The 22,752-nt window shown below is 71.9% G+C and carries 23 protein-coding genes; 13 read left to right on the top strand and 10 right to left on the bottom strand.

All coding sequences use genetic code 11. The features are described 5' to 3' along the window. Nucleotides 1–95: 95 nt before the first annotated feature. Nucleotides 96–2,237, bottom strand: a complete 2,142-nt coding sequence (uvrB, locus tag ACFPYL_RS12220; protein ID WP_379154245.1) for an excinuclease ABC subunit UvrB — start codon at nt 2,235–2,237, stop codon at nt 96–98. A gap of 177 nt (nt 2,238–2,414) precedes the next feature. Between uvrB and ACFPYL_RS12215 the strand changes: the two genes are divergently transcribed. The 10 genes from ACFPYL_RS12215 to ACFPYL_RS12170 all read left to right on the top strand — a co-directional run bounded on the left by ACFPYL_RS12215 (nt 2,415) and on the right by ACFPYL_RS12170 (nt 10,268). Then, on the top strand, nt 2,415–5,039 hold the full coding sequence (locus tag ACFPYL_RS12215) for a HAMP domain-containing sensor histidine kinase (protein ID WP_379154244.1): 2,625 nt from the start codon (nt 2,415–2,417) through the stop codon (nt 5,037–5,039). Beyond that, nucleotides 5,036–5,470, top strand: a complete 435-nt coding sequence (locus tag ACFPYL_RS12210) for a roadblock/LC7 domain-containing protein (protein ID WP_449289711.1) — start codon at nt 5,036–5,038, stop codon at nt 5,468–5,470. The genes ACFPYL_RS12215 and ACFPYL_RS12210 overlap by 4 nt, the downstream gene beginning before the upstream one ends. 4 nt (nt 5,471–5,474) lie before the next feature. Beyond that, on the top strand, nt 5,475–5,843 hold the full coding sequence (locus tag ACFPYL_RS12205; RefSeq protein WP_379154243.1) for a DUF742 domain-containing protein: 369 nt from the start codon (nt 5,475–5,477) through the stop codon (nt 5,841–5,843). After that, nucleotides 5,824–6,411, top strand: a complete 588-nt coding sequence (locus tag ACFPYL_RS12200) for a GTP-binding protein (RefSeq protein WP_379154242.1) — start codon at nt 5,824–5,826, stop codon at nt 6,409–6,411. Before ACFPYL_RS12205 ends, ACFPYL_RS12200 begins: the two co-directional genes overlap by 20 nt. Nucleotides 6,412–6,435: 24 nt before the next feature. Further along, a complete protein-coding gene (locus tag ACFPYL_RS12195; protein WP_379154241.1) occupies nt 6,436–7,695 on the top strand; it encodes a phospholipase D-like domain-containing protein in 1,260 nt (419 codons plus the stop codon). A gap of 10 nt (nt 7,696–7,705) precedes the next feature. Next, on the top strand, nt 7,706–8,176 hold the full coding sequence (locus ACFPYL_RS12190; protein WP_379154240.1) for a tRNA (cytidine(34)-2'-O)-methyltransferase: 471 nt from the start codon (nt 7,706–7,708) through the stop codon (nt 8,174–8,176). Between the two features lie 56 nt (nt 8,177–8,232). Then, nucleotides 8,233–8,550 carry an ArsR/SmtB family transcription factor gene (locus ACFPYL_RS12185; protein WP_379154239.1) on the top strand — a complete coding sequence of 106 codons (318 nt, stop codon included), beginning with the start codon at nt 8,233–8,235 and terminating at the stop codon, nt 8,548–8,550. Continuing rightward, nucleotides 8,547–9,071 (top strand): SRPBCC family protein, encoded by a 525-nt coding sequence (locus ACFPYL_RS12180; RefSeq protein WP_379154238.1) that lies wholly within the window; start codon nt 8,547–8,549, stop codon nt 9,069–9,071. Before ACFPYL_RS12185 ends, ACFPYL_RS12180 begins: the two co-directional genes overlap by 4 nt. Beyond that, nucleotides 9,071–9,451, top strand: a complete 381-nt coding sequence (locus tag ACFPYL_RS12175; RefSeq protein ID WP_379154237.1) for a VOC family protein — start codon at nt 9,071–9,073, stop codon at nt 9,449–9,451. Before ACFPYL_RS12180 ends, ACFPYL_RS12175 begins: the two co-directional genes overlap by 1 nt. A 64-nt stretch (nt 9,452–9,515) precedes the next feature. Beyond that, nucleotides 9,516–10,268 carry a hypothetical protein gene (locus tag ACFPYL_RS12170; RefSeq protein ID WP_379154236.1) on the top strand — a complete coding sequence of 251 codons (753 nt, stop codon included), beginning with the start codon at nt 9,516–9,518 and terminating at the stop codon, nt 10,266–10,268. On the opposite strand, the gene ACFPYL_RS12165 is transcribed toward ACFPYL_RS12170, so the two are convergent. Both ACFPYL_RS12165 and ACFPYL_RS12160 read right to left on the bottom strand, forming a co-directional pair. After that, nucleotides 10,255–10,692 (bottom strand): VOC family protein, encoded by a 438-nt coding sequence (locus ACFPYL_RS12165; RefSeq protein ID WP_379154235.1) that lies wholly within the window; start codon nt 10,690–10,692, stop codon nt 10,255–10,257. The genes ACFPYL_RS12170 and ACFPYL_RS12165 overlap by 14 nt on opposite strands. A 496-nt stretch (nt 10,693–11,188) precedes the next feature. After that, nucleotides 11,189–12,118 (bottom strand): DNA-3-methyladenine glycosylase family protein, encoded by a 930-nt coding sequence (locus ACFPYL_RS12160; RefSeq protein ID WP_379154234.1) that lies wholly within the window; start codon nt 12,116–12,118, stop codon nt 11,189–11,191. Nucleotides 12,119–12,146: 28 nt separating this feature from the next. Between ACFPYL_RS12160 and ACFPYL_RS12155 the strand changes: the two genes are divergently transcribed. Further along, complete coding sequence (locus ACFPYL_RS12155) at nt 12,147–12,932, top strand: enoyl-CoA hydratase/isomerase family protein (RefSeq protein WP_379154233.1); 786 nt, start codon at nt 12,147–12,149, stop codon at nt 12,930–12,932. On the opposite strand, the gene ACFPYL_RS12150 is transcribed toward ACFPYL_RS12155, so the two are convergent. The 4 genes from ACFPYL_RS12150 to ACFPYL_RS12135 all read right to left on the bottom strand — a co-directional run bounded on the left by ACFPYL_RS12150 (nt 12,907) and on the right by ACFPYL_RS12135 (nt 18,330). Further along, nucleotides 12,907–13,824, bottom strand: a complete 918-nt coding sequence (locus ACFPYL_RS12150; protein WP_379154232.1) for a DUF5996 family protein — start codon at nt 13,822–13,824, stop codon at nt 12,907–12,909. The genes ACFPYL_RS12155 and ACFPYL_RS12150 overlap by 26 nt on opposite strands. Nucleotides 13,825–13,831: 7 nt before the next feature. Beyond that, on the bottom strand, nt 13,832–14,545 hold the full coding sequence (locus tag ACFPYL_RS12145) for an alpha/beta hydrolase (protein WP_379154231.1): 714 nt from the start codon (nt 14,543–14,545) through the stop codon (nt 13,832–13,834). A gap of 20 nt (nt 14,546–14,565) precedes the next feature. Further along, a complete protein-coding gene (locus ACFPYL_RS12140; protein ID WP_379154229.1) occupies nt 14,566–15,525 on the bottom strand; it encodes an alpha/beta hydrolase in 960 nt (319 codons plus the stop codon). 63 nt (nt 15,526–15,588) lie between these two features. After that, on the bottom strand, nt 15,589–18,330 hold the full coding sequence (locus ACFPYL_RS12135) for a helix-turn-helix transcriptional regulator (protein ID WP_379154228.1): 2,742 nt from the start codon (nt 18,328–18,330) through the stop codon (nt 15,589–15,591). Nucleotides 18,331–18,472: 142 nt separating this feature from the next. Here ACFPYL_RS12135 and ACFPYL_RS12130 point away from each other — a divergent pair, with 142 nt between their 5' ends. Then, nucleotides 18,473–19,168 (top strand): alpha/beta fold hydrolase, encoded by a 696-nt coding sequence (locus tag ACFPYL_RS12130; protein ID WP_379154226.1) that lies wholly within the window; start codon nt 18,473–18,475, stop codon nt 19,166–19,168. A gap of 3 nt (nt 19,169–19,171) precedes the next feature. Here ACFPYL_RS12130 and ACFPYL_RS12125 read toward each other — a convergent pair whose 3' ends face one another. Continuing rightward, on the bottom strand, nt 19,172–19,735 hold the full coding sequence (locus ACFPYL_RS12125) for a cysteine hydrolase family protein (protein ID WP_379154224.1): 564 nt from the start codon (nt 19,733–19,735) through the stop codon (nt 19,172–19,174). Between the two features lie 54 nt (nt 19,736–19,789). Between ACFPYL_RS12125 and ACFPYL_RS12120 the strand changes: the two genes are divergently transcribed. Continuing rightward, nucleotides 19,790–20,746: a helix-turn-helix transcriptional regulator gene (locus ACFPYL_RS12120; protein ID WP_379154222.1), complete on the top strand. Its 957-nt coding sequence runs from the start codon at nt 19,790–19,792 to the stop codon at nt 20,744–20,746. On the opposite strand, the gene ACFPYL_RS12115 is transcribed toward ACFPYL_RS12120, so the two are convergent. Then, a complete protein-coding gene (locus ACFPYL_RS12115) occupies nt 20,735–21,721 on the bottom strand; it encodes a 5'-3' exonuclease (RefSeq protein ID WP_379154220.1) in 987 nt (328 codons plus the stop codon). The genes ACFPYL_RS12120 and ACFPYL_RS12115 overlap by 12 nt on opposite strands. Then, nucleotides 21,718–22,731: an App1 family protein gene (locus tag ACFPYL_RS12110; RefSeq protein ID WP_379154218.1), complete on the bottom strand. Its 1,014-nt coding sequence runs from the start codon at nt 22,729–22,731 to the stop codon at nt 21,718–21,720. Before ACFPYL_RS12110 ends, ACFPYL_RS12115 begins: the two co-directional genes overlap by 4 nt. Between the last annotated feature and the right edge of the window lie 21 nt (nt 22,732–22,752).

Genomic DNA, 22,752 nt, shown 5'->3' with positions numbered 1-22,752 from the left:
AGGGTCTCGATACGCTCGCTGGCGCTCGCTACTCGACCAGCGACGTCTCGGTGGTCGAGTGCGCCGCGAGGAACGAGCGGCGTGTATCGAGACCCTCACTTCGTCGCCTCCATCATTTGGCGGAGCTCCTTCTTGAGGTCGGAGATCTCGTCGCGCATCCGGGCGGCGACCTCGAACTGCAGCTCGGCCGCGGCGTTCTTCATCTGGTCGGTGAGCTCCTGGATGAGCTGGGCGAGGTCGGAGCTCGGCATGCCGGAGATGTCCGGGGCGTGCTGCCCGGCGGCCGCCTTGGACAGGCCCGGGACCGGCTGACGCGCCTTCACGCCGCCCGCCCGGCCCTTCGCGGCCGTGCCGGCCCAGGTCTGCAGCAGCTCCTGGGTGTTCTCGTCCTCGCGGGCGAGCATCTCGGTGATGTCCGCGATCTTCTTGCGCAACGGCTGCGGGTCGACGCCGGCCGCCTTGTTGTAGGCGACCTGCTTCTCGCGGCGCCGGTTGGTCTCCTCGATCGCCAGCTCCATGGAGGGGGTGATCTTGTCGGCGTACATGTGCACCTGGCCCGAGACGTTGCGGGCCGCGCGGCCGATCGTCTGGATCAGCGACTTGTCCGAGCGCAGGAAGCCCTCCTTGTCGGCGTCCAGGATGGAAACCAGGGACACCTCCGGCAGGTCGAGGCCCTCGCGGAGCAGGTTGATGCCGACGAGCACGTCGTACTCCCCCATCCGCAGCTCGCGGAGCAGCTCGATGCGACGCAGGGTGTCGACCTCGGAGTGCAGGTAGCGGGTGCGGATGCCGGCGTCGAGGAGGTAGTCGGTGAGGTCCTCGGACATCTTCTTGGTCAGCGTGGTGACCAGGACCCGTTCGTCCTTCTCGGCGCGGCTGCGGATCTCGTGGATGAGGTCGTCGATCTGGCCCTTGGTCGGCTTGATGACGACCTCGGGGTCGATCAGGCCGGTCGGCCGGATGATCTGCTCCACGACGTCGGGCTGGCCGCCGTTGACGGTGACCTTGTCGAGCTCGTAGTTGCCGGGGGTCGCCGACAGGTAGATCGTCTGGCCGACCCGGTCGAGGAACTCCTCCCAGCGCAGCGGCCGGTTGTCCATCGCGCTCGGCAGCCGGAAGCCGTGGTCGACCAGGTTGCGCTTGCGGGACATGTCGCCCTCGTACATGCCGCCGATCTGCGGCACGGCGACGTGGGACTCGTCGATGACGACGAGGTAGTCCTCGGGGAAGTAGTCGAGCAGGCAGTTGGGCGCCGAGCCACGGGTGCGGCCGTCCATGTGCATCGAGTAGTTCTCGATGCCCGAGCACGAGCCGACCTGGCGCATCATCTCGACGTCGTACGTCGTGCGCATCCGCAGCCGCTGCGCCTCCAGCAGCTTGCCCTGCCGCTCGAAGGCGGCCAGCTGGTCCTCGAGCTCGAGCTCGATGCCGTTGATGGCCCGCTCCATGCGCTCGGGGCCGGCGACGTAGTGGGTGGCCGGGAAGACGTAGAGCTCCTTGTCCTCCGTCAGCACCTCGCCGGTGACCGCGTGCAGCGTCATCAGCCGCTCGATCTCGTCACCGAAGAACTCGATGCGGACCGCGTGCTCCTCGTAGACCGGGAAGATCTCGAGGGTGTCGCCGCGGACCCGGAAGGTGCCGCGGGTGAAGGACATGTCGTTGCGGGTGTACTGGATCTCGACGAGCTGGCGCAGGATCGAGTCGCGGTCGCGCTCCTCGCCGACCCGCAGCCGGAGCATCCGGTCGACGTACTCCTGCGGCGTGCCGAGGCCGTAGATGCAGGAGACGGTGCTGACCACGATCACGTCGCGCCGGGTGAGCAGGCTGTTGGTGGCCGAGTGTCGCAGCCGCTCGACCTCCTCGTTGATCGAGGAGTCCTTCTCGATGTAGGTGTCCGTCTGCGGGACGTAGGCCTCGGGCTGGTAGTAGTCGTAGTAGGAGACGAAGTACTCGACCGCGTTGTCGGGGAAGAGCTGGCGCAGCTCGTTGGCGAACTGCGCGGCGAGCGTCTTGTTGGGCTGGAGCACGAGCATCGGCCGCTGCACCTGCTCGGCCACCCACGCGACGGTCGCGGTCTTGCCAGTGCCGGTCGCGCCGAGCAGCACGACGTCCTGGACACCACCGTTGACCCGACGCGTGATCTCCTCGATCGCGGCCGGCTGGTCGCCCGACGGCTGGTAGTCGGAGACGACCTTGAAGGGCGCCACCCGGCGCTCGAGATCGGTCACTGGTCGCATGCCGACGAGCCTAGACGGCGCCACCGACAGTCCCCAGGGAGCGCAGCGGCATAGCCCGTCTGGGCCATCTCCTGACCGTCTGGCCGATGCCGGAAGGCCCTGTCGATGTCCGAAGGTAGGCGCTCAGATCATCGCCTCGTGACCAAGGGGATGTCGATGTCACGAAAAATCCTGCACGTGTCCGGGTGGCCCCTGCGCCGCAAGATCGTGCTCGTCATCGCCGTGCCGCTGCTCTTCGCAGCGACCTTCGGCACCCTGCGCGTGAACAAGGAGCTCGAGAGCAGCGCCGACCACGCCGCCGCGGCGAGCCAGGTGACGGTGCTGCCACCGGCGGTCGACTACCTGAACGCCGCCGAGAACGCCGCGATCGTCGCACGCCACAAGACCAGCGCCGTCGACCCCAAGCGGGACGCCGCGGTGAAGCAGGTCGATGCTGCGGCCGAGGAGTTCGAGCAGGCCGCAGGCGACGCGGACCTCACCGACGCCCAGCAGGTGCAGGTCCGGACGATCATGGACCTGAGCCAGCAGCTGCGCAACGGCGAGGCCTACGTGAGCGTCGGCCAGTCGGTCTCCCAGGTGCGCCAGCTGCACCGTGGGATCACCCAGCTCCTCACGCAGATCGTCAACGAGCAGGCGCAGCCCGAGCCGCTGCTCCCGGTCGTCCTGAACGCGATCGACGGTCGGCTCTCGCTCTCGATGCAGCAGTTCCAGGTCGCGTACGACGGCAGCTCGCTCGTCAGCCAGACCGACCTCGCCGCCGAGGTCGGCACGGAGGCGTCCGCGATCGACCGTCTCGGTTCCGCGCTGGGTGCGACCCAGCCGGAGGTGTCGGCGCTGACCAGCCTCAACTCGCAGCGCTTCGCCTCCGTCCGCTCCGGCGGCAACAACATGGGCGACAAGACGGCGTACAAGCCCTACGACCAGCTGACCACCGACCTGTTCGCCGAGATCGACGGCGACCTCAACGCGGCGGCCAGGAGTGCGCGCAACCTCGCGATCGCGAGCGCCGTGGTCACCGGCACAGCCCTCCTGGTCGCCGTGCTCCTCGCCCTGATGGTGGCCCGCACCCTGGTCCGCCCGATCCGCCGGGTGCGCGACGGCGCGCTGCAGGTGGCGCAGGTGGAGCTGCCCAAGACCGTCGAGCGGATCCGCTCCGGCGCCCAGGTCGACGACATCACACCGATCGACGTCACGACGGAGGAGGAGATGGGCCAGCTGGCCCGGGCCTTCGACGAGATGCACCGCCAGGCGATCACCCTGGCCTCCGGCGAGGCCGAGCTGCGCACGCAGGTGGGCGAGATGTTCGCGACCCTGTCGCGGCGCAACACCACCCTCATCAACCAGCAGCTAGGCCTGATCGAGGACCTCGAGCGCGACGAGGAGGACCCGCGCCGGCTCGAGAGCCTCTTCCGGCTCGACCACCTCGCGTCCCGCATGCGTCGTACGGCGGAGAGCCTGATGGTCCTCGCCGACGCCCCGACCGCGGGCGCGGACGGCGCGGACCTCACCATCGCCGACCTGCTGCAGGCGGCGATCGCGGGTGTGCGCGACTACCAGCGGGTGCAGATCCTCTCGACGCCCAACATCCGGCTGGCCGGCGCGGCCGCGCCCGACGTGGTCCACCTGCTCACCGAGCTCGTCGACAACGCGCTCAACTACTCACCGCCGACCGCCGCGGTGATGGTCGAGGCGATCCGCACCACCGCCGGCGTCGAGGTCGAGATCGCCGACGCCGGCCTCGGTGTGGCGACCGGCGACCTGACCCGGCTGAACGCCGAGCTCGCGTCCGGCGGCCAGGTGAACGCCGAGACGGCCCGCCGGATGGGCCTCCTGGTGGTCAGCCGCCTGGCCCGTCGCCGGGGCATCCAGGTGCGGCTCGAGCTCAACGAGCGTGGTGGCGTGACCGCCCGCGTCGTCCTCCCGGACACCCTCCTCCCGGGCAACCAGGTCGCCCTCGGGACGGCGGCGCCGACGCCGCAGTCCTCGGCGCCGGCCGAGACGCCCGCACCGACCGCCGCGGCGACGTACGACGAGGCGCCGGCCGTCGCCGCGGCCGCCACCCTCGCGCCGGTGCCCCGGCCCGAGCAGGTGAGCACCCAGACGGCCGAGCAGGACTCGACGACGCGTTACATGGCGGCCATCGACGCCCTGACCCGTCTGCCCCAGCGCCAGCCCGGCCGGGTGAGCGAGCCCGTCAGCGAGCCGGCGCCCGTCGTGCCCGAGCCCGAGCCTGTGGCCGTCGTACCGGAACCCGAGCCCGCGCCCGAGCCCGAGCCGGAGGCGGTCGTGGTCGTCCCCGAGCCCGCCGTGGAGCCGGAGCCGGTCGTCGTCGCGCCCGTCGCCGTCGTCCCGACGCTCGTGCCCCGGCGCGAGCCGCAACCCCAGACCCAGCGTGAGCCCCTCCAGGACTCACTCCCCGCAGGAGAACCCATCGGCACCGAGGAGTCCCCGATCTTCGCGACCCTGCAGTCGAACTGGTTCAGCAGCTCCGGCAGCCACTCCCAGGGCTGGGCCTCGACCGAGGTCGAGGCCGGCTGGGAGGCGGCGCACCGGGTCGCCGAGCCCCCGAGCGACGCCGTCGGCGCGTCCGGCCTCCCCGTCCGCCGACCGGGCCAGCGCCTGGTCCCCGGTGGGGTGACGGCCGCGGCCCCGCCCGTCGTCCGCGACCCCGAGGCGATCCGCGCCCGGCTGGCGGCGCACGCCGCCGGTGTCTCCCGCGGCCGCGCCGACCAGAGCCTCCAGCAGAGCGCCGACCAGTCCGAGAAGGCCGACCTGTCCGTGAAAGAAGGCGACCCCGCATGAACATGTACTCCCCCTCCGTGGCCTCCCCGAGCGCGACCCGCGAGCTCGACTGGGTCGTGAGCCGGTTCGTCGAGGAGGTGCCGGCCGCCGCCCACGCGATCCTGGTCTCCGCCGACGGGCTGCTGATGGCCGCCAGCTCCGGCATCCCGGAGGACCGGGCCGAGCAGGTGGCCGCTGTCTCCTCCGGGCTGGCCAGCCTGGCAGTGGGCGCCTCCCGCCTCTTCGACGGCGGCGCGGTGCTCCAGACGGTGGTCGAGATGGAGCAGGGCTACCTGCTGCTGATGAGCGTCGGCGACGGGTCGCACCTCGCCGTGCTGACCCAGGACTCCGCCGACATCGGGCAGGTCGGCTACGAGATGGCACTCCTGGTCGACCGCGTCGGCCAGATGGTCCAGGCCCGGGCGCGCGTCCTGAGTGACACTCCGGGGTGACGCGATGGCCACCGAGACCCCACCAGCCGACGACGCGTCGGCCGCCGTGCGGGTGCGTCCCTTCACCCTCACGGCGGGTCGCACCAAGCCGCGGGTCGAGCTGCCCGTCGAGGCGACCCTGCGCCGCCTCGGGTCGGCCAGCGCCGGCCCGGTCGAGGCCCACCTCACCCGCATCCTCGAGGTCTGCGACCGCCGCTCGGTGGCCGAGGTCGCCGCGCTCGTGGCGATGCCCATCGGCGTCGTGCGGGTGCTGCTCGCCGACCTCGTGGAGCTCGGCCAGGTCCGAGTGCAGACGACCATCCAAGAGGACTCGACGTACGCCGAACGTCGGGACCTGATCGAAAGGACGCTCCGTGGACTCCGCACGCTCTAGCGACCCGCGCACCGCGGCCTCGACGAAGATCGTCGTCGCCGGCGGCTTCGGCGTCGGCAAGACCACCCTGGTGGGCACGGTCTCCGAGATCATGCCGCTGCGCACCGAGGCGCTCGTGACCAACCAGTCCGAGGGCATCGACGACCTCGCGGCCGTGCCCCGCAAGGGCACCACGACCGTGGCGATGGACTTCGGTCGCATCACGCTCGGCGAGGACCTCGTCCTCTACCTCTTCGGTACGCCGGGCCAACGCCGCTTCTGGTTCATGTGGGACGACCTGTGCCTGGGCGCGATCGGCGCGATCGTGCTCGTCGACACCGAGCGCCTCGACGAGGCGTTCTCGCCGCTCGACTACTTCGAGCAGCGGGGCCTGCCGTTCATCGTCGCCGTCAACCAGTTCGAGGACGCCGCGCAGTACCCGCTCGAGGACGTCGCCGCGGCACTCGCCCTCTCCCCCGGCACGCCGGTGATCCGCATCGACGCCCGCCGGCGCGAGTCGGTGAAGCAGGCGCTGGTGAGGGTGACGGAGTTCTCGCTCGAGCAGATGGGTGCGGCGGTCGGGGCGTAGACCGGCGATCGCTAGATTGACCGGGTGAGCGACACGACCCGGTCCTTCGAGCGGCTGCTCCGGGTGCTCCGTCGCACCCTGCTCACGCTCTTCGGCATCCAGATGGCGCTCGCCATCGGGATGTCGCTGGTCGACTCCTACCGGCGCCGCGGCAAGAAGCCCAAGCCGTTCCCGGTCACGCCGCCGGTCGAGGTGCCCGTCGGCGACGGTGCGCTCACGCCGTACACCTTCGGGCAGGACCTGTACGACGCGATGCTCGCCGCCATCGACGGCGCGCAGAAGCAGATCCTCTTCGAGACCTACATCTGGAAGGGCGACGAGGTCGGCGAGCGGTTCAAGACGGCTCTCGCCGCGGCGGCCGACCGCGGGGTCGAGGTCTACTGCATCTACGACGGCTTCGCGAACCTCGTCGTGTCGCCGCGCTTCAAGCGCTTCCCGCCGACCATGAAGGTGCTGCGCTACCCCATCTACCCGGCGGGCTGGAAGTTCTACGACTTCGCCCGCTACGGCCGTGACCACCGCAAGATCCTGGTCGTCGACGACGCGGTCGGGTTCGTCGGCGGCTACAACATCGGCACGGCGTACGCGACCGAGTGGCGCGACACGCACGTGCGCATCACCGGGCCGGGGGTCTGGGACCTGAAGCGGGCGTTCGCGGACTTCTGGAACCTCAACCGCCGGCGTCGGATCGGCACGTCCGAGCGGCCGCTGCTGCTGGAGACGGCGTCGACCTGGGAGACCCGGATCCGCTTCCACCGCAACGTGCCGCGGCTCTGGATGTTCCCCATCCGGTCGATGTACATCGAGGCGATCAACCGGGCGTCACAACGGGTCTGGATGACGCACGCCTACTTCTGCCCCGACCAGGACTTCGTCGACGCGATGAAGGCGGCCGCGCAGCGCGGCGTCGACGTACGACTGCTGCTGCCGCTCAAGTCCAACCACATCGTGGCCGACTGGATCTCGCGCGGCTACTTCTCCCAGCTCCTCGACGCGGGCGTGCGGATCTTCCGCTTCCGCGACGCGATGGTGCACGCGAAGACCTCCACGATCGACAGCACCTGGTCGACCATCGGCACCGCCAACGTCGACCGGCTCAGCCTCCAGGGCAACTACGAGATCAACGTCGAGGTCATCGACGCGGACTTCGCGGCGACGATGGAGAAGATCTACGCCGCCGACGAGTCCAACTGCCTCGAGCTGACCGCGAGTGAGTGGGCTGCCCGCGACCTGCACCGCAAGTTCACCGAGATGATCCTCGCGCCGCTGCGGCCGCTGCTCTAGGTGTACTCGCGTGTTCCACGTGATGTTCCTCGAGCCCCGGATCCCGCCCAACACCGGCAACGCGATCCGGATGGTTGCCGGCACCGGGGCGACGCTGCACCTGGTCGAGCCGCTCGGCTTCGAGCTCGACGAGCCCCGGCTGAAGCGTGCCGGGCTCGACTACCACGACCTGGCGTCGGTGGTCGTGCACGCCGACCTCGACAGCGCGCTCGGCAGTACGGCGCTGGCCTCGTCGCGGGTGTTCGCGTTCACCGCCCACGCCACCCGGTGGTTCACCGACGTCGCCTTCCGGCCCGGCGACGTGCTGCTCTTCGGGCCCGAGCCGACCGGCCTGTCCGACGAGGTGCTCGCGCACCCGCGGGTCACCGAGCGGGTCCGGATCCCGATGGTGCCCGGGCGCCGGTCGCTGAACCTGTCGAACTCGGCCGCGGTCGCGACGTACGAGGCCTGGCGCCAGCAGGGGTTCCCGGGCGCGCAGTAGACGCGATCCCGAATGTACCCTTGTGGTTACGTAACCATATAGGTACATTGGGCGTCATGGACGCCGTGTTGCACGCGCTGGCCGACGAGAGCCGGCGGACCGTTCTCGAGATGCTCCGCGACCACCCCGCGACGGCGGGAGAGCTGGCCGCCGCCCTTCCGATCGCCCGCCCGGGGGTGTCCCGACACCTCCGCGTGCTGCGCGAGGCCGGGCTGGTCGACGTACGCCAGGACGCGCAGCGCCGCATCTACGCACTCCGTCCGGAGGCGCTCGTCGAGGTCGACGAGTGGCTCGGGCCCTACCGCCGGCTCTGGGAGAGCCGGCTCGACGCACTCCACACCGAGATCGCACGAGGGAAGAAGGCACGACGATGACGACGACCGCGACGATGCGAGCACTCGACGAGACCAGCGGAGCGGTCCGGGTCGAGGACCTCTACGAAACGGACATCGACGACCTCTGGCAGGCGTGCACGACGCCCGAGCGCCTAGCCCGCTGGCTCGCCCGGGTCGAGGGCGACCTGCGGGTCGGCGGCACTGTCCAGGTCGTCTTCACCAGCACCTGGACGGGTCCGATGGTCGTCGAGGCGTGCGAGGCGCCCCACCACCTGCTGCTGACCACCGAGCCGGGCACCGACGACGAGGGCCAGATCGAGGCATGGCTGACCGAGGAGGGCGACCGGACCCGGCTGGTGGTCGAGGAACGCGGCCTGCCGATCACCCACCTCCCCTTCCACGCCTCCGGCTGGCGGGTCCACCTCGAGGACCTCGGGCGGTCGCTGGAGGCCGGCGGTCCCGTCCACCCGGAGGGCTGGAGCTCCGACGCCGGGGCGCCGAGCTGGAAGCGGCGCTGGGAGGAGCTCACGCCCGCCTACCAGCAGATGGAGATCGGCTGATGTCAGACCTGATCCGCCTCAGCGGGACGACGGTCAACGCGCCCGACGCGATCGCGCTCGCACGGTTCTACGCCGAGATCACCGGCGGGGTCGCGAAGGGCACCGAGCACTGGGCGCTGGTCCAGGGACCGAACGGAGACCTCGGCTTCCAGCAGGTCGCCGACCACCAGCCACCGACCTGGCCGGGCGGCGAGGTGCCGATGCAGCTTCACCTCGAATTCTTCGTCGACGACCTCGAGGCGACCGGGGCGCGGGTGCTGGCGGCCGGCGCCACCCTGCTCGAGCACCAGCCCAACGACGACCACTGCTTCGTGTACGCCGACCCTGCCGGCCACCCGTTCTGCCTGTCGACGTGGGGGGTCCCGGAGCTGGGCGACTGACCCGGTTCGCGCTAGCCCGGATACGCGACTCCCGGGCGAGGCGCCGCAGCCCTACCGTCGAACGATGACGTCGTACCCACTGCTCGAGGCCGAGGACCCACCGAAGGTCCCGATCAACGGCGACCTGATGATCCTGACGGGGCTCGGGAGCCAGGGGTTCGACACCGAGCCGGTCTTCCGCCGCGGCTGGTGGTCGCTGCTGCTCAAGCGGAAGGTCGAGACGAAGTTCTTCCGCTCCCGCTTCTGCAAGGCGCGACACGTGCGGGCGCGCGTCAACGGCGTCGACCGGACCTACGCGATCGTCCTCGGCTTCCCGATCGAGTACGCACCCGCCGTCACCGGCAAGATCCTGCTCAAGCAGGTCGGGAGCCCGGACATCGTCGACCGGCTGATGCGGTCCGGTCGTCGCGTGGTCGCGCCGCTCCCCTGCCCCCAGCCGATCCCCCGACGGAAGCGGTCCCGCGCGTACGGCGTCACCGTGCTCTTCTCACCACCCGGCTCGTCCGCCGTCGGCGCGCGCGAGCAGCAGCGGCTCTACAGCTGGTACACCGCCCTGCCGCCCGCCGTACGCACCAAGATCAAGCAGGGCCGGCTGATCATCTCCCTCGAAGGGTTCACCAGCACGACCCAGCCCTCGGCGGCCAACAAGCGCCTCTCGCAACGCCGCGTGGTCCAGGTGCGCAACGCGCTCATGGGGGTCATCGGTCCCGGCGCGCGCTACACGCTCTACCCGTACGGCGAGGCCCGGGCGAAGACACGCGACAACGTCGAGGACCCGAAGGAGCGCCGCGTCCGGGTCTCCGTCATCGACCTGTGATGTCCTCGGCGAGCATCACCAGGATGCCGCTCGGCCCGCGCAGGTAGGTCAGCTTGTAGACGTCCTCGTACGTCGCCACCCCGCGCAGCGGGTGACAGCCGTGCCGCGCCGCGACCTCCAGCGCCGCGTCGAGGTCGTCGACCGAGAACGCCACCCGGTGCATCCCGATCTCGTTGGGGAGCGTCGGCTCGGTCTCGATCGCGTCGGGGTGGATGTACTCGAACAGCTCCAGCCGCCCGTTGCCGTCCGGCGTCTGCAGCATCGCGATCTTCGCGTGGTTGCCGTCCAGCCCGACCGCGGTGTCCGTCCACTCCCCGCTCACCGTGTCGGTGCCGAGCACGCTGAGCCCGAGGTCGGTGAAGAAGGCGATCGCCTCCTCCAGGTCTCTGACTGCGATGCCGACGTTCTCGAGCTTGATGGGCATGCGGTGCACGCTATCCGGTGGCGCTGGTCGTCACGCCGACGCTGCGGACGCAACTCCCCTAGGCTGCAGCGGTGCACGACCGTCGGCGTTCTCGCATCGCTCACGTCGCTGTCGCTGTCCTGGTGGGGCTTCTTGTCCTCGTCATGGCTTGTCTTGCGTGGCTTGCGACGCTGCCTGACAACTACTTCTGAGGCTCTGCGGACCGCTCCCGTGTGACGCTCTCGAGGCGGGAGGGCCTGCATCAAAAGCGGTGGAATGCTCCTACCGGTGGTGTCGATCGACCGGGCGGTGAGCAGGCAACCACATCCGCCCGGAATCGGACGGCATTCGGTTGCTGGCGCACCGGTGCCGGATCGCGCACACGGCCGTTTCGTCGTAGAACTGCGGACCTAAGCGCTCTGCCTCGAGTGCGGCCGCGCTCACTGCCCGGTCCCTGCGGGGCATCAGTCCACACTTCTACGAGAAGCCGCTGCATCCTGGGCGGAAGGCCGCCGGATCAACGTCTGGTGACGCTGGCTGGCAGATGCGTCCGAGGAGCCATCCGAGCCCCATGCCGCGGACGCTTGCGGCCGGCGAGCAGCAGCAGCGTGACGACCCGGTTCCTGTGCGGGCGCCAGGGTTCGAGGTAGGCGGCCATCTCGTCGTCGTCGAAGTCACGACCTTCGACGGCCCAGCCGACGTGGTGGGCGACGTGGTAGTCGCCGAATGAGACGGCATCGGCGTCGCCGTGGGCGCGCTGCCGCACCTCGGCCGCCGTCCAGACGCCGATGCCGGGCAGCGACGTCAGCCGGCGCTCGACCTCGTCCCCCGGCAGGCCGACCGTGCGCTCGAGCGCGTCGGCCACCCGGGCGGCGTTGACCAGGGTGCGCGAGCGGGCGGGGTCGACGTGCATGCGCAGCCACTCCCACGACGGGACGTGGCGGATCGTGTCGGCCGACGGCTGCACCCAGAGCTTCTGCTCGACGCCGGGGCCGGGGGCGCGCTCGCCGTACCGGTGCACGAGCATCCGGAACCCCGCGAACGCCTCCTGCCCGGTCACCTTCTGCTCGATGATCGCCGGCGTCAGCGCCTCCATCACCAGGCCGGTGCGGCCGATCCGCCACTGGCCGTAGCGGCGCCACGCCTGCTCGACCTCGGGCGTGCGCGGCTCGAAGCCGGTCACGTCGTCGTCGGCGCCGAGCAGCGCCGGGACCGACTCGAGCGCCCAGCCCGCGCCCGGACCCCAGGCCTCGGCGCGGACGACGCCCTCGCCCGAGCGCGGCTCGATGGCCAGCGTGGCCGGTCCGGCCGGCGTACGGATGCCACGCCAGTGCTGGTCGCCGACCACGCGGTACGTCGGGTCGCCGCCGCCGCGCCGCAGGCCGCCGAGGGCCGCGCCGACCGGGCACGGCCAGTCGGGTCGCCACTCCCGCACCCGTCCGTCCACGCCCCGACCGTAGCCCTATCCTCCGACCATGACTCTCCAGGTCTCCGACAGTAACCGGGTCCGCACCATCACGCTCGATCGTCCGGACGCGCTCAACGCCTTCAACGAGGCGTTGTACGACGCGACCGCCGAGGCGCTGCTGGCCGCGGCGGAGGACCCGGGCGTCGCGGTGGTGCTGCTGACCGGCAACGGCCGGGCGTTCAGCGCGGGCACCGACCTGCTCGAGATGCACGCCCGGGCGACCGACCCGGACTTCGTGCCCGGCAAGCACGGGTTCCTGGGCCTGCTCGACGCGCTGGTCGCCTTCCCGAAGCCGCTCGTCTGCGCGGTCAACGGCGTCGGGCTCGGGATCGGCGCGACGATCCTGGGGTACGCCGACCTCGCATTCATGTCGACGACCGCGCGCCTGAAGTGCCCGTTCACCAGCCTCGGCGTCGCGCCCGAGGCGGCCTCGTCGTACCTCTTCCCGCAGCTGCTCGGCCGCCAGGACGCCGCCTGGATGCTGCTCTCGGCGGAGTGGGTCTCCGCCGCCGAGGCCAAGGAGATGGGCCTGGTCTGGCGGGTCTGCGAGCCCGACGACCTGCTGCCCGAGGCCCGACGGCACGCCGAGGTGCTCGCTGCCCGCCCGATCTCCTCGCTCATCGCCGTGAAGCGCACCATGACCGAGCCCGTGCGCGCCGAGATCCGCGCAGCCCGCGACCGCGAGAACGCCGCCTTCGCCGAGCTGATGGGCGGCCCGGCCAACCTGGAGGCGCTGACGGCGTTTGCGGAAGGACGGGAGCCCGACTTCACCAGCCTGCCGCCGGGCTGGTGACCTGGTCGGGCCACTCCCCCAGCCGTGCGGCGGCCTGGTACGTCGAGCGCAGGAACTCCAGGACGAGGCGATCGGGCTCGGTCGACTCCCGGACCACGTGGTAGGGCAGCAGGAACTCGCCGAGGCCCTCGTCGTACGCCGCTCCCGCGGGTCCGGCCGCGGCGGACCGGAAGCCAGGCGGCTCCGGGTAGGCGTAGGAGTAGAAGCTGCCCTCCGGGCTGCCGCCGGGCCAGAAGCCGGCGCTGGAGACCTCGGCGCAGTAGGCCTCCCACATCACCCGGTCGGGACAGTTGGGCACCCCGCCGGGGTGCCGCGCCGCGGGCCGGCCGGAGAAGCGGGTCACGGCCAGGTCGAAGGCGCCCCAGAAGAAGTGGACCGGGCTGGCCTTCCCGCGGAACTCGCCGCGGAACTCGGACAGCACGCCGTGGGCCTTGACCAGCGACAGCCAGAAGAGGTGCGCCGCGTCGGGGTCGTACGACGCGTGGTGCTCGTCCTCCGCGAAGGGGGTCGCGTCCTCGACCTCGACCGGGGTCGCGCCGATCGGCGCGTGCACGTCGAGCTCACCCAGCCGGGCGCGGACCTCCTCGTAGAAGTCCGCGACCGACCGGCGCGTGAGCTCGACGGTGCGACGGCGGCCATCGGTGCAGTCCAGCAGCAGCCGGTGGTCGACGAAGTCGAACTGGACCTCCAGCCCGCGACCACCCGCCGGCATCAGCGAGGTCGTCAGCCCGATCGCGTTGACGTAGAGCGGGACGTGCCACCAGTGGTTCTCGAACGGCGCGAGCGACAGCCGGATCCTGCCCACGACCTGCACCCAGCGGTGCAGCGTCTCCCGGGTCTCGGTCCAGTCGTCGACCAGCAACCGCGGCCAGCGGCCGTCGTGCCCGTTCACGGGTCGACTACGACCCGATCGTCTCGATGGCGGTGCGGATCACGTCCGCCACCTCCTTCGGATGGGCCAGCATGACGAGGTGCGAGGAGTCGATCTCGACCGTCGTCATGTTGGCGCGCTGGTAGCCGAAGCGCTCGACGTCGGGGTTGATGGTGTGGTCGGAGGAGGACACGATCCCCCACGCCGGCTTGGTCTTCCACGCGGCGGCCGACGCAGGCTCACCGAACGCGGCGCCTGCCAGCGGACGCTGCGAGACCGCGAGGACCTTCGCCAGGTCGGGGTCGACGTCGGCGGCGAAGATCTCGGGGAACCGCTCGATGTCGACCGACACGTCGGTGCCGTCCTCACCACCGGGCTGCGGGAACGGCGTGTAGACGAGCGCCTCGGCCAGCGGGGAGTCGGGGAAGCCGCCCTGCAGCTCACCCAGGCTCTCCCCCTCGTCGAGGGCGTAGCCGGCGAGGTAGACGAGACCGACCACGTTGTCGGCCGTGCCGGCGACGGTGATCACGGCGCCGCCGTACGAGTGGCCGACGAGCAGGACCGGGCCCTCGATGTGGGAGACTACGGACGCGATGTACTCGGCATCGCCCGCGAGGCTGCGGTTCGGTACGGCGGGCACGCGGACGGCGAGTCCGTCGGCGAGCAGCTCGGGCACGAGTGCGGCGAAGCTGGAGGCGTCGGCGAACGCCCCGTGGACGAGGACGACGGTGGGCTGGGACATGGAGAGCTCCTTGAGAGTGGTCACTGGTCGTAGAGAGCAGCGCGCAGGAAGTCGGCTCCCTGAGCGGTGGCGGCCTTGGCCGCGTGGGTGTCGCGCAGGGCGTTGACCATCACGAAGTCGTGGATGATCCCCTGGTAACGCACGGCGGTGACCGGTACGCCGGCCTCACGCAGCTTGGCGGCGTACGCCTCGCCCTCGTCGCGCAGCACGTCGGCCTCGGCGACGATCACCAGGGCCTGCGGCAGTCCGGAGAGCTCCTCGGTGCTCGCGCGCAGGGGCGAGGCGGTGATCTGTGCACGGTCCTGGGCGTCGCTCGTGTACTGGTCCCAGAACCACTGCATGGCGTCGCGCCGCAGCCAGTAGCCGGTCTGGAACTGGTGGTAGGAGCCGGTGTCGAACGAGGCGTCGGTGACGGGGTAGTAGAGCAGCTGCGCGGCCAGCCGTGGGCCGCCGCGCTGCTTGGCCATGATCGTGACGGCGGCGGACATGTTGCCGCCCACGGAGTCGCCCGCGACCGCGATCCGGCCCGGGTCGAGGTCGTGCTCGGCACCGTGCTCTCCGATCCACTCGAGCGCGTTGTAGACCTGCTCGATGGCGACGGGGTACTTGGCCTCGGGCGAGCGGTCGTAGTTCGTGAACACGGTCGCGGCCTCGGCCCGGGTGGTCAGCTCGCGCACCAGACGGTCGTGGGTGTGCGCATCGCCGAAGACCCACCCGGCGCCGTGGGTGAAGAGGATCACCGGCAGCGGTCCGACGGACCCCGCGGGGCGGTAGATCGTGATCGAGACCTGGCCGGTGGGACCGCCCGGGATCGTGAGCTCCTCGGTGTCCACGGCCGGCGCCGGGACGTCGCCGTCCTGGACGGAGTCGACGGTCTTGCGGCCCTCCTCGACGGAGAGGTCGAAGAGGTACGGCGGGTCCGCGGTCGCCTCGACGAACTCCTGCGCGGCCGGCTCGAGAACGGGCTTGATGTCGGTCATGCGACGAGCCTGAAGCGTCCCGTCGTACGACGCATCCGTCAGATGACGTAGGTCGGCGATCGCTCAGCCGGCGGGACGGTCCAGCAGGTCGCGCAGCTGGGCCCGCGAGGTCACGCCGAGCTTGGGGAAGGCGTGGTAGAGGTGCGTCGAGACGGTGCGGGGCGAGAGGAACAGCTGCTTGCCGATCTCGCGGTTGGTCAGGCCCCGCCCGGCCATCAGGACGATCTGGCGTTCCTGCGGGGTGAGGTCGTCCAGGTCCGCCGGGGCCATCGCCGCCTGGGCCACACCGGCGGCGCGCAGCTCGGCCTCGGCGACGGCGGCCCAGGCATGGGCGCCGAGTCGGGCGTAGGCGTCGCGGGCGGTCGCCAGGTGGTCGCGGGCCTGTGTCGACCGGCGCTGCCGGCGCAACCAGGTGCCGTAGCCGAGCTCGGCATGGGCGAGCTCGAACGGCCACGTGGTCGCGTGCGGGTGACTGGTGGCCATCGCGTGGAACGCCTCGGCCTCGTCACCCTCGGCGAGTGCCGCGAGCGCGCGCTGGAGGATCAGCTCGAAGCGCGCGTCGGCCGTGCCCTCGAGCCGGGCGCGTGCGCGCTCGACGATCACGGCGACGGCGTCCCGCTCGCCCGCACGGACCGCCACCTGCGCCACCTCGCCCAGCGCCCGCAGGCAGACGTGCGGGTGCAGCGGTCGACCGTCGGCGCGGAAGAGCGCCCGCGCGTGCCGGGCGCTGCCCGCGAGGTCGCCCGCGGCGAAGGCCGCACGGGCGAGCGTCACGATCAGGTTGGCCTCGAGGGCGGCACACTCGTCGACGTCGAGGGCCCGCAGGATCGCCTCCGCCTCGACCCGGGCGGCCTCCGGACTGCCCACCACCGCCGTCACGCGCGCGAGCAGCTCACGTCCGACCAGGCGGTAGAACACCAGGCTTCTCGCCTCCGCCAGGTCGATCAGCTCCCGAGCGGTGTCGGCCGCCTCGGCGAAGGCCCCCCGGTCGAACTGCACCTGCCCCAGTGCCATCAGCGTCTGCGCCAGGTTGACGGGCCCGATCGAGCGCCGCATCAGGGCGGCACCCTTCTCCAGCCGTCGGCTCGCGACCTCGGTCTCGTCCAACAACCAGGCGGCAGCGCCGAGCATCACCTCCTGCGCGGCCAGGAGATCCACCGGGATCTCCAGGTCGAGCGGCGGGGTGTCCCGCACCCGGGCGACGAGCTCGGGTGGCCGCGACAACGGGGCGAGCGCGACCTCGATCCAGGTCCTCGCCGCGCGCGTCATCTCGACCATCGGCCCCGGGGTGGCGGGCGCCTCCCGGACGAAGCGGTCGTACCACCCGCGGACGCGCTCGGACCCCTTCCCGGTCTGGTAGGACAGCGACGCCAAGGTGGTCAGCGCCGCCCAGCCCGCGTCGGCATCGGCCGAGAGCATCTCCTCCAGCGAGCCCTCGAGCGCGTCCAGCGCGGCGCTTTGCCGCATGGTCTGCGCCATCGCGTACGCCGCCTGGTGGGCGGCGCGGGCGCGCACCGTCGGGTCGTCGCTCTCCTCCCGGATCCGCTCGGAGATCGCCTGGAGCCGGGCGACGTGACCGGTGTGACCGAGCATCATCAGGGCCTCGAGCATCCGCGACTCCCGATCGACCCTGCTGGGGCTCAGCTCGGCGGCGCGCAGCATCGCGCGCGCGGCCTCGGAGTGCGCGCCGCGGTCCCGCGCGTCGGCGGCCGTCGCCATCAGCTCACCCGCGATCCCCTCGTCCGCGCGCAGGCTGGCGCCGGCCCGGTGCCACACGCGTCGGGCCGGGTCGTCGACGTACGCGTCGGCGAGGTCCCGGTGTGCCCTGACCCGCTCGCGCGCCGACGCCCGGGTGTAGATCGTCGACCGGACGAGCGGGTGGCGGAAGCGCACGTGGCCGTCGACGACGCTCACGAGCCCGACGGCCTCGGCAGGCTCGAGGTCGCCGACCCCGTCGACTCCCAGGACCCGTCCGAGCACGCCGATGTCGGTCGCTCCGGCCGCCGCCAGGAGCAACGCGTCACGCGTCGGTGCGGGCAGCCCGGGCAGCTCGGCGGCGAACGCGGCCTCCACCCGGGGCGGTACGTCGAGCGAGTCGGACGACCCGGACGGCGTCAGCGACGAGCCGGTGGTGCGCGCGAACTCGCGCAGCGCGAGCGGGTTGCCCCGTGCCCGCTCGACGATCACGGTGCGCACGACCGGGTCGAGCCGGATGCCCAGGCCCTCGAGCAGGGTCATCGAGCCGTCGAGGTCGAGCGGCGCGATCGCCAGCGCCGGCAGGTCCTCGAGCCCCTCGGCGCCTGCCGCGGCCCGCGTGGCGACCAGGAACGACACCCGGGTGCCCGCCAGTCGGTTGGCGACGAACGACAGCACCGACCACGAGCTGTCGTCGAGCCACTGCTGGTCGTCGACGAGCACGAGCACCGGCGCCCGGCCGGCCAGGTCTCGCAGCCAAGCGCCGACGTCGAGGCGCAACGAGAGCGCGTCGGCCGCCCGATCGGCTCCGTGACCGACCAGCGCATCGACCAGTCCCTCGGCTCGCGAGCGCAGCACGGGGTCGAGCTCCAGCTCCGCGGCCCGGAGCAGGTCGACGACCCCGGCGTACGAGAGCGACTGCTCGCTCGGCCGACCACGGACGGCGAGGACCGACCAGCCGTCCGTGCGTGCACGAGCAGCGACCTCGCCCAGCACCGATGACTTGCCGACGCCGGGCTCGCCGGTGACGCAGACGACCCGGGGCCCCTCGCGCAGGAGGTGCCAGATCTCGTCGAGCAGCGCGCTCCGGCCCACGAGATCCACTGCCACGCAGCGATTCTCCCCCACGCAGCCCGACGGGCGTCCTCGCCCCGAGGGTGGGACGACCCGGCACCACCCGCCTCGTGAACGATGCGAGAACAACCCGATCGGGCGCTGGTGGGAGCGTGCCCACGACCGCTAGCGTCCCAGCATGAGCGACCTCCCCCACATCGTCCTGGTGCACGGCGCCTGGGCCGACGGCTCCTGCTGGAGCGCCGTCATCAGCAAGCTCCACGAGCGCGGGTACGGCGTGACCGCCCCGCAGTTCCCCGAGTCCTCCCTGGCCGCCGACGTGGCGCGGCTGCGGCAGGTGCTCACCCGGCAGAGCGGTCCGACGATCGTCGTCGGCCACTCGTACGGTGGTCAGATCATCACCGCGCTCAACGAGGACGCCCCCAACGTCGTCGCGCTCGTCTACATCGCGGCGTTCGGCCTCGACGAGGGCGAGACGATCGGCGCGCTGGTCGCGAGCGGCCCGCCGTCGCCGGCCCTCGCCCACCTCGACGTCGACGCTCTCGGCTTCGCCTGGCTGCCCGAGGACGACTTCGTGGGGCACTTCGCCGCCGACGTCGACCCGGCGCAGGCCAAGGTGATGCACGCCGTGCAGCAGCCGATCTCGCTGTCGGCGTTCGGCGACGTGATGGGCGTGCCGGCGTGGAAGGCCCTGCCCAGCTGGTACATGGTGGCGACCAACGACGAGGCGATCCCGCCGGACGCCGAGCGCCAGTTCGCGGCGCGGATGGGCGCCACGACCGTCGAGGTCGCCTCCAGCCACGTGCCGATGGTCTCCCGGCCCGACGAGGTCGTCGCGCTGATCGAGGCCGCCGTCGCCGGCGTCAGCTCCTGACCCTCACCCCGCTGCCGGGGCGAACGCCTCGGCAGCGGTGACGGTGCCGGCCGCGCGCCCGGGTGCTCGCTGGTCGGCCCAGTAGAGGTTGGTGTGCGCGATGACCAGGTCGGGCGTCGGCGCGCCGTACTCGCTCAGGTCCTCGGTCGTGTGCGCGTCCGCGACCAGCGTCGCGTCGTAGCCGCGCGCGAGCGCGCCGTGCAGCGTGGAGCGGATGCACATGTCGGTCTGGGCGCCCGCCACCATGAGGCTGCCGACGCCGAGCCCGGCCAGGACGTCCTCGAGGTCGGTGTCCTCGAAGGAGTCGCCGTAGAGCTTGTGCACCACCGGCTCCTCCGGCCCGATGGTCAGCTCCGGCACGTACTGCCAGCCGTCGCTGCCCCTGGGCATGCCCTCGGGGTGCGAGTGCTGGACCCACACGACCGGCACCGCCTGCTCGCGCGCGCGGTCGACGAGGGAGGCGACGTTCGCGACGACGCGGTCGCGGTCGTGGGCCTCGGCCACGACGTCGTTCTGCACGTCGATGACGAGGAGGGCGGTCTGCGGACGGTCGGTGAGAGTGGTCATGCGGCGACCGTAGGTGTCAATGTGGACGTTCCACTTCCTCATCAGGAGCGACCCGTGCCCGATCTCAGCCCGACCTCCCGGGCGCTGCTCGCGCTGGAGGCCCTGCAGGACTCGCCCGGCATCACGGCGGAACGCCTCGGCCGCCGGCTCGGCGTGACCGCGCGAGCGGCCCGTCGGTACGTCGAGATCCTGCGTGAGGCGGACATCCCGGTCGAGTCGGTCCGCGGCCCGGACGGCGGCTACCGGCTCGGCCGCGGCGTACGCCCACCGCCGCTGCGCTTCGGGTCCGACGAGGCGCTCGGGCTGGTGATGGCCGCGCTCGACGGTCAGCACGACGCGGCCGACCCGGAGGGTCCCGTCGGCCGGGCGCTCGGCAAGCTGCTCGCCGCGCTCCCGCGGTCGGTGGCCGCCCAGGCGGACGCGGTCCGCCGTACGGCGGCGCCGGTCCCCCACCGCGACCCGTCGCGGCCCGACCCCGCCACCACCGTCGCGCTCGTCGAGGCGTGCGCCGCGCGTCAGCGCGTCCGGCTCGCCTACCGGACGGAGGCCGGCAACGAGCGCGACCTGGAGGCCGACCCGTGGGCCGTCGTCGTCCGTTACGGGCGCTGGTACCTGCTCTGCCGGTCGGTCAGCGCCGACGCCGTCCGCACCTACCGCATCGACCGGGTGGGGGCGGTCGCGGCCCTGGCGGAGACTTTCGAGCCGCCCGCGGACCTCGATCCCGTCGCCTCCCTTGAGGAGAACCTCAGCAGCGGCTGGCAGCACCCGGTGCGGGTCATCGTCGACGCGCCGATCGCTCGCGTCGCAGCCTCGATCCCCCGGACCATGGGTCGGCTCGAGGCGGTCGACGCCCGCACGACCCGGATCGTCGGCTCGACCCGCAACGTGGTCATGTACGCCGAGCAGCTGGCGATGCTGCCCGCGGCGTTCCGGATCGAGGAGGGCGACGAGGTGCGAGCAGCGCTCGCGGTGCTGGCCGAGCGGCTCACCGCGGCGGCGTCACCACCCTGACGAGGCGGGCGGCTCCGTCAGGACGCGCAGCGCGAGGTCGGTCGTCGACGGTACGCCGAGGTGGCCGACCACCCGCGCGACCCGGTCGGGCTCGAGCGGGAGCAGGCCCGGGCTGCCCGGCACGTCGGGGGTCAGGCCGAGGTCGAGGTCGGTGCGGCCCGACATCATCGACAGGTTGAACTCGAAGCGCTGGCGGGCCTCCGGTCCCGCCAGCCGCTTCAGCATGGTCGCGCCGATGCGGCGGCGCCCCTCCTCCTCGCACCAGGAGTCGAGCGTGGCCACCAGGTTGGCGCCGTCGCAGTGGTCGATGTCGGCCCACACGGCACGCATCGAGCCCATCTGGGACAGCAGCACGGCGGCGTTCTTCTCCCCGATGCCGTGCACGCCCGGGAGGTTGTCGCTGGCGTCGCCCCGGAGCGCGGCGTACTCGAGGTAGTGCTCGGCCGCGACGCCGTACATCGCCTTCAGCCGGGCGGGCGTGAGCAGCGGGGAGCCGCCGATCCCGCCGCTGATCAGCCGCAGCACCTGGGTGTGCTCGCTGATGTGGGCGAAGACGTCGCGGTCGGAGGTGATCAGCACGCAGCTCCACCCGGAGCGCTCCGCCCACGCCGCCGCGGAGGCGTTGACGTCGTCGGCCTCCAGGCCGGGCGGGGTCACCGTGAGCATCCCGAGCGCGTCGAGCAGTGCGCCGGCGCGATCGAGCTGGTCGACGAGCTGGGGGTCCTTCTCGGCGCGTCCGGCCTTGTACGCCGGGTAGGCCTGCTCGCGGACCGACGAGGTGCGGTCGTCGAGCCCGAAGAGCACGGCGTCGGGGGCGAACTGGTCGATCGCCTCCAGGATCTGGCGCAGCATCCCGTGCAACGCCCACGCGGGCCGGCCACCGCGGTCGTGCAGCTGGGACTCGACCCGGGCGTGGTGGTTGCGGTGCAGCAGCGACGGCGCGTCCACGGCGAGCAGCAGGCGACGGTCGCTCACAGCAGACCCAGCCCCTCGGCATGGCGGCGTACGGCGTCGCTGTCGGCCGCCAGCACGAACGGGACGTCGTGGTCCCACGTGTCGGTGACCGCCTCCACGCGCCCGTCACCAGGGTCGAGGCGGACCTCGCGGATGTAGACGGCCAGGACCCGGCCGGGGTGGTCGCGCACGATGTCGGCGTACACCTGCGGGTCCTTCTCGCCGGAGTCGCCGATCAGCACGAACGGCAGGTGCGGGTGCAGGTCGAGGATCTCCGCGATCCGCTCGTGCTTGCGGGCCCGGCCGGTGCGGTTGCCGATCAGGTCGCGCAGCAGCAGCGGGCCGAGCGGGAAGTCGCGGTGTCGGAGGAAGCCGATCAGGAACGAGTAAAGGTTCCACGGGCTCGAGGAGACGTAGAAGACCGGGTTCGCGGGGGCAGCCAGGTCGCGGTAGAGCTCGGCGGCGCCGGGGAACGGCGTGCGCGTCAGCGCCGAGCCGGTGAACGTCTGCCGCAGCATCTGCCCGACCCGCTGCACGCCCGTCTCGAGGATGGTGTCGTCGACGTCGGAGACCACCCCGAAGCGCGCGTCCGGACCCGGGACCCGGATGCGGACGGACTCGCGGTGCTCGGTGAGGCCGCGGTACTCCCCCGCCAGCTCCACGACCCCGTCCTGCCAGGGATCGGTGAGGACGCTCGGTCGCAGCTCGACGCGGAAGTAGCCCTCGTCGTCGGTGCTGACCTCGACGCTCGCGTCGCCGACGGTGACCCGGAGGGGTACGCCGGGGAGCTCGTCGGTCACGAACTGGCTGAGGCTGCGGCGCAGCGTCGCGCCGACGCCCTCGCCCTCCAGGGCCGGGGTCGGCGGCGCGTTGTCGAGGACCCGGCCGCGGACGACGACGCCGTCGGGGCCGCCGTGACCGAGGTAGACGTCGATGCGGAAGTTCTCGGGCGTCTGCCCGTCCGTACGACGCAGCCGGGCGGCGTCCCACCGGCGCTCCGCCTCGACGAGCAGCCACTGCTTGCGTCCCACGGTCGAACCCTAGTTGTCGGT

Source organism: Nocardioides hankookensis (assembly GCF_042658885.1).
GTDB lineage: Bacteria > Actinomycetota > Actinomycetes > Propionibacteriales > Nocardioidaceae > Nocardioides > Nocardioides hankookensis.
Note: the sequence above shows the minus strand (reverse complement) of the source record. Positions and strands in the feature narration are given on the sequence as shown.